Source organism: Paraglaciecola sp., assembly GCF_051252315.1.
GTDB lineage: Bacteria > Pseudomonadota > Gammaproteobacteria > Enterobacterales > Alteromonadaceae > Paraglaciecola.
Map to the genome: position 1 here is coordinate 1 of NZ_JBPOFP010000125.1, position 12,171 is coordinate 12,171.

At 37.7% G+C, this 12,171-nt stretch carries 10 protein-coding genes and 1 pseudogene; 8 read left to right on the plus strand and 3 right to left on the minus strand.

Going from position 1 to position 12,171, the window contains the following annotated elements; translation table 11 throughout:
• Positions 1–294 precede the first annotated feature (294 nt).
• Both ACSHXM_RS18295 and tyrA read left to right on the plus strand, forming a co-directional pair.
• On the plus strand, positions 295–1,386 hold the full coding sequence (locus ACSHXM_RS18295) for a 3-deoxy-7-phosphoheptulonate synthase (protein ID WP_435691178.1): 1,092 nt from the start codon (positions 295–297) through the stop codon (positions 1,384–1,386).
• Between the two features lie 11 nt (positions 1,387–1,397).
• The gene (gene tyrA / locus ACSHXM_RS18300) at positions 1,398–2,540 is read left to right on the plus strand and encodes a bifunctional chorismate mutase/prephenate dehydrogenase (RefSeq protein ID WP_435691180.1); all 1,143 of its coding nucleotides are present in this window, start codon (positions 1,398–1,400) and stop codon (positions 2,538–2,540) included.
• A gap of 92 nt (positions 2,541–2,632) precedes the next feature.
• Here tyrA and pheA read toward each other — a convergent pair whose 3' ends face one another.
• The 3 genes from pheA to yciH form a co-directional block, all read right to left on the minus strand.
• The gene (gene pheA, locus ACSHXM_RS18305; RefSeq protein WP_435691182.1) at positions 2,633–3,814 is read right to left on the minus strand and encodes a prephenate dehydratase; all 1,182 of its coding nucleotides are present in this window, start codon (positions 3,812–3,814) and stop codon (positions 2,633–2,635) included.
• A gap of 74 nt (positions 3,815–3,888) precedes the next feature.
• Positions 3,889–4,692 carry a response regulator gene (locus ACSHXM_RS18310; RefSeq protein WP_435691184.1) on the minus strand — a complete coding sequence of 268 codons (804 nt, stop codon included), beginning with the start codon at positions 4,690–4,692 and terminating at the stop codon, positions 3,889–3,891.
• A 22-nt stretch (positions 4,693–4,714) separates the two neighbouring features.
• Positions 4,715–5,035, minus strand: a complete 321-nt coding sequence (gene yciH / locus ACSHXM_RS18315; protein ID WP_435691186.1) for a stress response translation initiation inhibitor YciH — start codon at positions 5,033–5,035, stop codon at positions 4,715–4,717.
• A gap of 132 nt (positions 5,036–5,167) precedes the next feature.
• Here yciH and ACSHXM_RS18320 point away from each other — a divergent pair, with 132 nt between their 5' ends.
• The 6 genes and pseudogenes from ACSHXM_RS18320 to ACSHXM_RS18345 all read left to right on the plus strand — a co-directional run.
• Positions 5,168–5,473 carry an STAS domain-containing protein gene (locus ACSHXM_RS18320; RefSeq protein ID WP_435691189.1) on the plus strand — a complete coding sequence of 102 codons (306 nt, stop codon included), beginning with the start codon at positions 5,168–5,170 and terminating at the stop codon, positions 5,471–5,473.
• Positions 5,474–5,486: 13 nt separating this feature from the next.
• Positions 5,487–7,133, plus strand: coding sequence for an ATP-binding SpoIIE family protein phosphatase (locus ACSHXM_RS18325; protein ID WP_435691191.1), 1,647 nt, complete (start codon positions 5,487–5,489; stop codon positions 7,131–7,133).
• Positions 7,134–7,228: 95 nt separating this feature from the next.
• Positions 7,229–8,242: a Fe(3+) ABC transporter substrate-binding protein gene (locus ACSHXM_RS18330; protein WP_435691193.1), complete on the plus strand. Its 1,014-nt coding sequence runs from the start codon at positions 7,229–7,231 to the stop codon at positions 8,240–8,242.
• 37 nt (positions 8,243–8,279) lie between these two features.
• Positions 8,280–9,956 carry an ABC transporter permease gene (locus ACSHXM_RS18335; RefSeq protein ID WP_435691195.1) on the plus strand — a complete coding sequence of 559 codons (1,677 nt, stop codon included), beginning with the start codon at positions 8,280–8,282 and terminating at the stop codon, positions 9,954–9,956.
• The gene (locus tag ACSHXM_RS18340; protein ID WP_435691197.1) at positions 9,940–10,989 is read left to right on the plus strand and encodes an ABC transporter ATP-binding protein; all 1,050 of its coding nucleotides are present in this window, start codon (positions 9,940–9,942) and stop codon (positions 10,987–10,989) included. The genes ACSHXM_RS18335 and ACSHXM_RS18340 overlap by 17 nt, the downstream gene beginning before the upstream one ends.
• A 487-nt stretch (positions 10,990–11,476) precedes the next feature.
• A pseudogene (locus ACSHXM_RS18345) lies at positions 11,477–12,171 on the plus strand (sensor histidine kinase); the annotation flags it as partial.

Genomic DNA, 12,171 nt, shown 5'->3' on the forward strand with positions numbered 1-12,171 from the left:
TTGCTGGAGTACCGGCAAAAGTCATTCGCTCAATTTAATACCCGCAGGTCTTTAATCCTATTTTCGTTATATGAAAATAGTGTGTTAATTAAGCAGTTATTCATACTTAACCAAGTATAACTTGTTGTTGGTTTTAATTTCTGTTAAAAAGTCAATATCATTTCGTGAAATAATAATTTTCACCCTGTACATAAATCTTTACAGTTGCTTTGTAGCCAGAAATGCTCACGTATTGAATGATTTAAATAGTTACTCAATGCCATGATTTACTTATTTAAGAAGAGTTAAAAAACAATGTTACGGGATAACATAAACAACATTAATGTTTCATCAGAACAAGTTTTAGTCACACCTCAAGCGTTAAAAACAGAGTTACCAGTTAGTGCTGAGTCGTTAAAAATTATTCAAAGTTCTCGGCAAGTGATTAGCGACATTTTACATCGTAAAGATCATCGCTTTTTGGTTATTAGTGGACCATGTTCCATTCACGATGTTGAAGCTGCCAAAGCCTATGCTTTGAAATTGAAAGCATTACAAGAAAAGTGCAAAGATACACTTTACATCGTTATGCGTGTGTATTTTGAAAAGCCCCGTACCACAGTAGGTTGGAAAGGATTAATTAACGACCCGCATATTAACGACACCTTTGATATTGAAACAGGTCTTCGCAAAGCCCGTGAGTTACTTATTTGGTTAGCTGAACTAGAGCTACCTGTAGCGACCGAAGCTTTAGATCCTATTAGTCCTCAATACTTGGCTGAACTCTTTAGTTGGTCGGCGATAGGTGCACGTACGTCAGAATCGCAAACCCATAGAGAAATGGCCAGTGGACTTTCGATGCCTGTCGGTTTCAAAAATGGCACCGATGGCGGCTTAGGTATAGCCATAAATGCATTGCAATCAGCGGCATCAGGTCACAGCTTCATGGGGATCAATGGAGAAGGGCAAGTCAGCGTTATCCAAACCCAAGGCAACCCTGATGGACATATCATTTTACGTGGCGGAAAACAGCCAAACTACGATTCTGTTTGTGTTGCAGACTGCGAAGTTGAGTTAGCCAAGAATAAGCTTTCAGCAGGTTTAGTAATTGATTGTAGTCACGCAAACTCAAGTAAAGATTACCGACGTCAGCCTTTGGTGGCGATGAATGTTGTCAATCAAATTTTAGAAGGTAATCAATCGGTCATTGGTATCATGCTTGAGAGCCATTTAAATGCGGGTAATCAAAGTAGTAGCGGTAAAAAACCTACCGAGTTAGAGTATGGCGTATCCATTACTGATGGTTGTATTGATTGGCAAACTACAGAAGAGCTAATTGATCAAATACGTGAAAAGTTAGTGAGCGTATTACCTTCACGATTAAGCAAATTTAAAGAAGCGCAATAGTAGGAATTATTATGTCTATATCGCCTGATGAACTGAATAAACTAAGAAAAGAAATCGATCAAATCGATAGTGAATTAGTTAATTTGTTAGCCAGGCGGGCACAAGTTACCACTAAAGTAGGTCAATATAAAAGCCAAGCTGGCTTACCTATATACGTGCCAGAAAGAGAAGCTGAATTAATTAGCAAAAGGCGCGCTCAAGCAGAAGAGCAAAAGGTTTCTCCAGTATTAGTTGAAGATTTGTTGCGGCGCATTATGCGTGAATCATATCAAACTCAGCATGTTGACTACTTGTGCACCAACCCTGCAATCAAAAAAATTGTAGTGATTGGCGGTGCAGGGGCGTTAGGACGAGTTTTTGTTGATATGTTTACTCGTAGTGGTTATCAAGTTGATGTATTGGAAAAAGATGATTGGCCAGATGCCGAGCAGATATTTTCTAATGCTGGACTCGTTGTTGTTGCGGTGCCTATTAAGTTGACCGAAACAACGATAGAGCAATTGACAGCCTTACCCACCGAATGCATCTTAGCGGATATCACGAGTACCAAAGAAAAGCCTCTTTTAGCCATGATGAAGGCTCATAAGGGGCCTGTGGTAGGATTGCATCCAATGTTTGGCCCAGATGTGTCGAGTTTAGTTAAACAGGTTGTGGTGATATGTCATGGCAGACAGGCTGAGGATTATCAGTGGCTAATGGAACAGATGCGTATTTGGGGGGCGATCTTACAAGAGGTCGAGGCTAAAGAGCATGATGATGCAATGGTCTTTATTCAAGTCATGCGTCATTTTTGTAGTTTCGTGTTTGGTTCTCATTTAGCGAGTGCCAATCCTGATTTACAACGCCTGGTGTCACTAAGTTCTCCTATATACCGGTTAGAGTTGTCTATGGTTGGTCGGTTATTTGCTCAAAACCCAGCTTTATATGCCGATATTATTTTTGATAATAGAGATAGTTTAGTCAGGTTAACTGAGTTTAGTGACAAATTTACTCAAGCTTTGAACCTTGTTGAGAAAGGCGATAAAGGTGAGTTTATCAAACAATTTTTTAAAGTGGGCGAATGGTTTGGTGACTATTCTAAGCAATGTTTAACTAGCAGTAAAAAATTGCTTCTTAAAGCGGATGATGACCGTTCAATAACAGCTAAAAAATAAAATTAGTCATTCACTAAGCTGGTTAGGGTTTAATAGTTAGTCTTTAGTAGTTTGTAAAAAGCCAGGTAAGTTTAGCTTACCTGGCTTTGTTTTTAGTCAGCTAGGGCGCTAACTGCCGCCACTTTTGTAGGGTTAATTTCTTCATTCGGGTAACACCCTAACACTTTAAAGGTACGTGCCATCCCTTTAAGCGCATCTAATGTGTCTTGCATTGGCCCATCTTGAACATTGCCTTCTACATCAATATAAAACATTTCTTCCCATGGGTTACCTGTAATTGGGCGAGATTCTAACTTTGTCATATTTATTTTATTGTCACGCAGGACCATAAGTGCATCAACTAGAGCCCCCGGTTTTTGTACCGTAGACATAACTAAGGTTGTTTTAGCGGGCACTTGTAGAGGCACATTTACCGCTTCTCGGGCCACCACAAAAAAGCGACTATGATTTTCTTTTTGATTAGCTAAATTAGACTTTATTGCATGCAAACCATAAAGATTACCGCCAGCTTCACTACCGATTGCTGCAACAGAATCAGACTTTAACTCCGCAACTTTAATCATAGCCGCAGAAGAGCTATCACAGGGTTTAACTTCTATATTGCCAAGTTCTGCTAAGAAATGGCTACATTGAGCAAACACTTGTGGGTGTGCATACAAGGTTTTTATCTTACTCAATTCGGTGTCTTGGTGAACGAGTAAAGTATGTTGAATTGGATGGGTTAATTCACCTACTACCGACAAACTCGTATGCTGTAGTTGGTCGTATACTTCGTTAATGCTACCGGATGAAGTATTTTCAATGGGCAGTACCGCATAATCCGCTTCGTTATTCTCAACCTTTTTAATGATTTCGGCAAAACTTTGACAGCCAATTTCAATTAATTCACCTGGTCTGCGATTGAAGTACTTTTGCGTGGCGAGATAACTGTAAGTCCCTTTATTGCCAAGGAACGCCACTCGATTAACTGACAGTGTACTATCTGGATTAGCATTGGCAGCCAACATCGCTTGTTGATTCAATACCGAATCTTCAATGATCACATGAAATAACTGGGTCACGTAATGTGCATCAAGCTTGTGCTTTTTTCCTTGTTTGATTAAACGAATAAGCAGTTGTTCTTCTCGTTTGTGATCTCTAACTGGAATTTGATTCTTTATTTTTGTTTCAGCGACGTAATTTGTTAACTGCTGTCTCTGAGCTAGTAACTCTAATAAATTACTATCTAAGTCGGTAATTTTGACTCTAATTTCTTCTAATTCTGTCGAATTCATTTTGTTCACTTAATTGATAAAAAAAACCTCCAATTTAGGAGGCTGGTATAGCTATTTTTTGAGGAGGTACTTGTTTAATCTTGTCCAAGTAACGACGCGAGCATTTTTCTCACTTCATTGACTTCAAAAGGTTTATCACATAACGCGTTAACACCGGTTTGATGAATATTTGCCATATGCAAACTTGAAGTTGATTCGCTGGTCACCATTATAATTGGAATATGTGCTGTTTCAGGATTAAATCGAATAAACTCAGACAGTTCTCTGCCATCCATTTCTGGCATATTATAATCTGTCACCACTAAGTCAAAAGTATTATCTTTTAACAGTGTTAACGCTTCTGCTCCGTTTTCTGCTTCAAGAATTTTTTCTAAACCTAAACCTTTTAATACTCGACGGATGTGGTTTCTCGCTAACTTACTGTCATCAACAAGTAACACCCTAACGTCTTGTATATCGAACAAGTCTAATTCAAGTTCATCCGTATTAATCAGATCTAGTGAGGTATTTAGCGCTTTAGATAAGCTGTCAGGTGAAAACGGTTTAGGTAGTATCGCGGCTACACCGGCTTGTTTAAATTCTTCTAACTTTTCAGTACGGTTTTCGCTTGAAACAAGCATAAATGGTGTGGCAGCATGGGTTTCATTATTTTTTATATTTTTAATGATATCTAAACCCGTACCATCTTCAAAATACATGGCACTAACAACTAAGTCTGCTCCATGTTTAGAGATTGTATCAATAGCCTGCTTAACACTACCAGTCGCTTCAACTTTTAATACGTTGGCTGCTGCCAATTGTTTGATGATAATTTTACGTTGGGTATCTGAAGGCTCAACCAAAACTATGTTTACATCAGATAATGCAATATGGTGCATTAGTACTCCTTATTCGGTTAAATTAGCCGCCTGCGAATTTTACATTATGTCCTAATTGCTCAAGGGTTGCTTTTATTTTATCTCTATTATCACCTTGAATTTCAATCACTCCGTCTTTTACAGCACCGCCAGTGCCACACATCTTTTTAAGTTTAGTACAAATTATTTTTAATTCTGGCTCAGCCAACTCTATACCAGAAATAGTCGTGACTCCTTTTCCTTTGCGGCCTTTTGTTTCTCGTCTTATGCGAACAATACCGTCACCTTTCTTGATTGGAGCTTGCTTTTTGGCTGTGTTAATTCGACCAGTATCTGTGCTGTAAACTAAAGTGTTGTCATTCATATTAGAGATCGTTTAAATAAGTATTTACAAGAATAAAAGTCAATTCTATAAAAAAAAGTAGATTGTTTATAGGCATATAGCGAAAACTATTATTTAATGGGGTATTAATGTGTAACTAATTTGGAGATTGTGATGAGTTTAGACAGAGTTTTTTCTGATGACGGTAATTTACTGACCATTTTTATAGATGAGAAATTTGATTTTTCACAGGTGCAAGGCTTTAGAGCTGCTTATTCTGAAGGAACTGAAGCCGTTACTAGTATTGTGATTGATTTACAAAGCACTGAGTACATGGATAGTTCGGCTTTAGGTATGTTATTAAATATGCAAAAAGCGATGAAAGAGAATGTGACTAGTTTCAAAATTGCACACGCAAAACCACAGGTTTCTAAGATTTTACAGATCGCTCGCTTCGGGAAAAAGTTCGAGCTGTGTTAAAGGCTGAATAAGCATGCGCATTTTGGTCGTAGATGATGACCCAATAAATCGTTTCTTACTTATGAACATGCTTGAGCAGCAAGGGTATGTTGATACCTATGAAGCCGAAAATGGAAAAGTGGCTTTGGAGTTAGCCAAACAAGTCTCACCAGATTTAGTTTTGCTAGATGTTGTCATGCCAGAAATGGATGGTTATGAAGCCGCCCCTTTATTAAAAGAAATTTCTGGTGATTATTACTTACCAATTATATTTATCACCGCGCTAGAATACGAAGAGGGCCTAGCTCGGTGTTTAGAAGTGGGTGGTGATGACTTTGTTTCTAAACCTTTCGATAAAGTTATTCTATCAGCAAAAATAAGAGCTCATTCTAGAACACGTTTACTCAGTAAAAAAGCTCACGAACAATATAAACAATTATCTTATTACCAAGCGTCGGTCGAACGAGAACATAAGATTGTTGAGCACATATTTGAAAATGCACTAACGATAGACGCGTCCCTGAATGATTACATCGACTATCAGCTAAACCCTGCCAGTACTTTTAATGGTGATTTATTTTTAATGTGTACTAGCCCTTCAGGCGGTATGTATTTCCTAATGGGCGATTTCACCGGTCACGGTTTAGCTTCTTCTATTGGTGCTTTACCGGTATCTCAAACCTTCAATACAATGGCCAAAAAAGGCCTATCATTAAATGAAATAGCAGAAACGATTAATCAAACGTTATTACTTCTATTACCTGAAGACATGTTTTTTGCAGCCATTATTGTTGAAATTGATGCATCAGGAAAAAGAATCGAAGTGTGGAATGGCGGTATGCCCCACCTACTATTGCAAGATGCACAAGGAGAGATTATTAAGCGATTTGAATCCAAACACATGTCGCTTGGAATATTAGATCCTGAAGAATTTGATGCAATAGTTGAACGTTATTATGCTAGTTACGGTGATCGTTTAATTGGGTTTAGTGATGGTTTGGTAGAAATAGAAAACAATAAAAAAGAAATGCTTGGCGAGGAAGGGGTTGAAAAATGGTTGATTGCAAACCCCAAAATAACCACGAAAGACGTATTTAAAAATGTATTGGATCATTTGGGTACCGGTGAACGTTTAGATGACATTACGCTGGTTATTTTTACCAGTCAGCCATTAAACCTAGGACCAAATAATCAAGATATAGTAAAACTACCACTAAAAATAGTGAGTGAACTTAACGCTGAAAATTTAAAAGCAGGTGAGCCTATTAGCGCTTTAGTCAGTGTAATTGCAAATCAGTTGGGCCTATTTAATCACCATAGTGCCATTTTTACTGTTTTAACTGAGTTGTATAACAATGCATTAGATCATGGGATCTTAAAATTAGATTCAGAATTAAAAATGACTGACGAAGGTTTTTTTGAATTCTTTACTCTTAGACAAGAGCGATTAGAAACTTTACAAGACGCTAATATCGTTTTTACTACTAACTATGAACCACACAAACAACGTTTAAGTTTTCAAATTCAGGATTCTGGGCAGGGATTCGATATGGCCTTATTGACTCAAGTAGATGATTCTGAAAATTATTACGGCCGAGGCATTGCACTTGTTAATCAACTTTGCGAATCAGTGGAATATAGTAACGGTGGAAACACTGTTAACGTTGTATACAAGTTATAAATGGTTACAATAAATCTCAATTTGTTATTGAGAATTATTCGCAATTAGAATACCATTCCAACATAACATTCTGTTAATTATTTTGGATCGGTATTTTGAAAATTATTATATCTTCGGTTGTTGTCATCGGTACTCTTCTATCTTCTATTGTTTCAGCTGAACAAGTTAATTTGTACTCGGCGCGTAAAGAAGCTTTGATTAAACCTTTATTGGATAAGTTTACTCAGCAAACCGGCATTTCAGTTAACTTAGTGACAGGTAAAGCGGATAATTTAATTACGCGCCTAAAAAGTGAAGGGAAGTATAGTCCGGCAGATTTATTGTTAACCACTGATGTTGGGCGTTTATATCGTGCAAAGGAACAAGGTTTAACGCAGCCGATTGATTCTTCTGAGGTTTCTCAAACAGTACCGACTAATTTTCAAGATGAAGAAAGCCATTGGATTGGCTTATCGTTGAGAGCGCGTCCTATCATGGTATCTTCTGAACGAGTTCAGGCTAACGCAGTGAAAAGTATAGAAGATTTAACGGATCCTAGTTGGAAAGGACGAATCTGTATTCGTAGTTCAAGTAATATCTATAACCAATCTATGGTGGCATCTATCGTCGCTCAATTGGGCGAAGAAGCGGCACAAACATGGGTAAATGGGTTGGTTAGTAATTTTGCTCGTCCTCCTCAAGGTGGTGATAGAGATCAAATAAAAGCAGTGGCGGCGGGTCAATGTGATGTGGCCATTGCCAATACTTATTACTTAGCGGGAATGTTGTCCTCCAAAGATGAAGCACAACAAGCGCAAGCCAAAAAAGTTAAAGTTGTGTGGCCTAATCAGGATGATCGTGGTGCTCATGTAAACATCTCTGGTGTTGCCATGGCTAAAAATGCCCCAAATAAACTAGCTGCTCGTAAATTAGTAGACTTTTTGTTAAGCAATGAATCACAAACTTGGTATGCCAAAACTAATCATGAATATCCAATTTTACCTAATGTAACTTGGAGCGATTTATTGACAACTTTTGGTCAATTCAATGCGGAACAAGTGCCACTTAGCAAACTAGGTGAGTTGAATGCTAATGCTGTACGTATTATGGACCGAGCTGGGTGGAAATAAGAGTTTTAACGCCTTATCGTTTTAACGAGCCAATTGTATGAAAAGGTACAATTGGCTTAACCCTTGGTTTATTAGCATTGTTTTTTGTTGTGCCATTTTAGCCGCACCTATTGCTCTAGTATTCTCAAGCTTAGCTTTTCCACAGCCAGATGTTTGGCAACACTTATTCGAAACAGTGTTATCAGATTACATCGTTAATTCACTGTTATTAGCTTTTGGTGTAGGTGTATTGGTGGTTTGCATTGGCACGCCATTAGCTTGGTTTATTGCTCGTTATGAATTCTATGGGCGTAAACAAATCAAATGGATTGTATTATTGCCGATGGCAATGCCAGCCTATATTTTGGCCTATTCTTATACTGGGTTATTAGACTTCTCTGGCCCTTTACAAAGTTATTTACGTGTTATTTTTGATTGGCAATACGGTGACTATTATTTCCCTGAAATTCGCTCGTTAAACGGGGCGATACTCATGTTGTCTTTGGTTTTATATCCTTATGTGTATATGTTGGCCAAAACCGCGTTTTCAGATTTACCTGCAAACCTAGAAGAAGTGTCTAAAAGTTTAGGTATATCCTCCAATCAATATATCTTCAAAGTGGTGTTTCCGTTAGCCAGACCCGCCATATTAATGGGTGCTGCATTAGCTATGATGGAGGCTTTTGCCGATTATGGAACTGTGCAATATTTTGGTATTAGTACCTTTACTACGGGCATTTTTAGAACCTGGTTTGGTTTAGCAAATGGTATTGCAGCGGCTCAATTAGCGGCTATGTTAACTAGCTTTGTAGTACTTTTATTAGTATTAGAATATTTTTCTAGGCGAAAAATAAAATACTATTTTCAAGGTCAAAAAATGGCCGTGTCAAAAAGGCAGGTTTTAACCGGCTTACCGTCATTCTTTATGATGATTTTATGTGTATTGCCCGTAATATTTGGCTTTATCGTTCCTATTATTCAATTACTGGGCTGGGCTTTCGATTCGTTTTCAGAACAATTTGATTCAGCTTTTGTCGGTCTAATATGGAACAGCTTTTATTTGGCATCTATCACAGCAATTTGTGCCGTCTCGTTAGCGTTGTTTTTTGCCTATGCAAAACGTTTAAGTCGCTTTAAACCAGTACATTTGATTGTTAGTTTTGTTGGCTTAGGTTACGCACTTCCAGGTACTGTTATTGCGATTGGGGCATTGTTGATTTTAAGTTGGTTAGATGTGCAAATAAATGGCATAACGGAAACTTGGTTTGATGTCAGTGTTGGGCTCGTTTTATCTGGTACTTTGTTTGCGTTAGTTTTGGTGTATTGTATTCGATTCTTGGCTGTGGCTATGCACAATATTGATACGGGTATGGCAAGGATAAAACCAAGTATTGACGATGCTGCTAAATCTTTAGGTCATGGTTCTTTTAGTATTTTAAAAAATATACATGTGCCTTTGTTAACCTCAAGCGTTTTTAGTGCTTTATTATTAGTCTTTGTTGACGTCATGAAAGAACTACCCGCCACTTTGATTTTACGGCCGTTTAATTTTAATACATTAGCGGTTAAAACCTTTGAACTCGCATCAGACGAACGTTTAATGGAAGCTGCTTTGCCAGCCTTGGCAATTGTGTTTGTGGGCATTATACCTGTGGTATTTTTGACTCGAATGACCGAGCAAAATTCACCTAGACGATCTTTAAAAAGTAAAGGGCAATATGTTACGTCTCAATAATGTATCTTTAGCATATCAAGATAAGGTTGTGGTATATGACCTTTCATTTGAATTAAATGCTGGGCAGATTGGTTGTTTGTTAGGCCCGTCAGGATCAGGTAAAACCTCTGTTTTACGGGCGATCGCTGGCTTTGAACCTTTAGTCGCTGGAGAGATTGGGTTAAGAGAACAAGTTGTAAGTAATAAGGCGATACATGTATCAACTCAAAAACGAAAAGTCGCAGTTGTGTTTCAAGATTATGCATTATTTCCACATCTTAATGTTCAGGATAATATAACGTTTGGATTACAGAAGTGGAATAAACAAGCCAAACAAGAACGTGTGAATGAATTGCTTAATTTAGTCGGTTTATCTGGTATTGAATTAAGATTCCCACATGAACTATCTGGTGGTCAACAACAAAGAGTCGCCCTGATTAGAGCCATGGCCGTTAAACCGGATTTGTTGTTACTTGATGAACCTTTTTCAAGTTTAGATAGTGAACTAAGAGAAGGTTTAGCAAAAGATCTTCGAGTTATATTAAAACATGAAAACGCTACAGCGTTAATGGTAACACACGACCAGCATGAGGCTTTTGTTATGGCTGATGTTGTTGGTGTGATGAATGAAGGACGATTGTTGCAATGGTCGAATGCCTACGCTTTATATCACAGGCCTATTGATAAATTTGTGGCGAGTTTTATCGGTGATGGCGTGTTTATCAATGCCCATATTGACCATGATTTAAAAATTAGTAGTAGCTTAGGGCAATTCTCAATTGATGCTTCTTATGGTTTTAATGTTGATGATAAGGTCACGTTCTTAGTCAGGCCTGACGATATTATTCATGATGACGATAGTGAAACAGTTGCAGAGGTCATCGGAAAGGATTTCAAAGGTTCACATATATTGTATGAATTAAGATTAAAACAACATAGTTGTGAAAAGCTGTTGTGTTTAGCATTAAGTCATCACGATCATCATTTAGGTGAAGACATTGGGATCCGATTGGACCTTGAGCACCTAATAATATTTAACCTGAGTACTGGATAAGAAGTATCGACCAAATTACTCAGCTGAATTCTTACTTGGTGACGAAATTTTTTGAGTATAGCAAGACAATCCAACGCCGATAGGCACAAAAAGAGCGTTATCTAGAGGTTCGGCTTATCCAGTATTTAGGTTATTTAATGCCAGTTAGGTTAAAATACCCTGATGTATGTAATTTGCGACATTCTAACTTGTTGAATTGTTTAGTACTTTAGTTAAATGTGACAAAGTGTTGCTTATTAGCTACTCTTATCCCAAGTTAAACGTAACTCGTTTTATTAAGCTTATGATTTTAAAGGGGTTCATGACTTGGCACGATGTGTGTAGTGTCTATATTAAGAGCTCTTAATAAAAAAATTATGTTAGCGCTGTTTTTCTCGTTTTATCAATACTTAGGAAAACTGAGCACGCCTTCTACATGGACTGTATTTGATGATTGTAGATGGGCATGTCAGTGCTAAATGCTTAACCTCCAAACAAGTGAAAATCATTGACCCGTCAATATTTGAATAATGCTTTGTCCAAATTGAGTTTTCTATCTAAGGGTAGAAAGGCCATCCAATTAAACTCCCTACGACAATTAACTTTTGTCAGTTTTATTGTGGTTTTAGTTCCTCTAGCAGTACTGGTTGGGTATAGCCAAATCACCTTACGAAATCTCACGGCAATAGCTTCAAATGAAACCGAGCAGTCAATAACCATAGTTCGTCAAATTGGTAAAATGGAAAACCTTTCCTTAGATATTGAACGCCTTACACGTCAATTTACGATTGTCAAAAAAGATGATTTATTTGAGTTGGTTGAAAAGTCTATTCTTCGATTTGAAGGCTTCCAAGAGGAGGTCTGCGAACAGGTTGCCAATAAACAGATTTGTCTCGAATTAAATAATAGATTGGAGTGGATAAAGAATCTGTCTGCGGATGTTGACCCCTTATTATTAGACGCACAATTGGCTGAGTTTAAACAGAATATTAGGGACTTAGCGCAACAAGTAAATGCATTTTTGGATGCGCGGATCCAACATCAACAACACTATGTAAGCTCTGTACAGCAAAACCAATTTTGGTTAACAGGTTTTTTGCTTGGCATTTCTATTCTTCTGATAGCGTTGGGCGGAAAAGCTATCCTTAATCCAATTGAAAAAGTAGAACTAGTAATTCGAGCTATTTCCAGGCAAGACAAGCC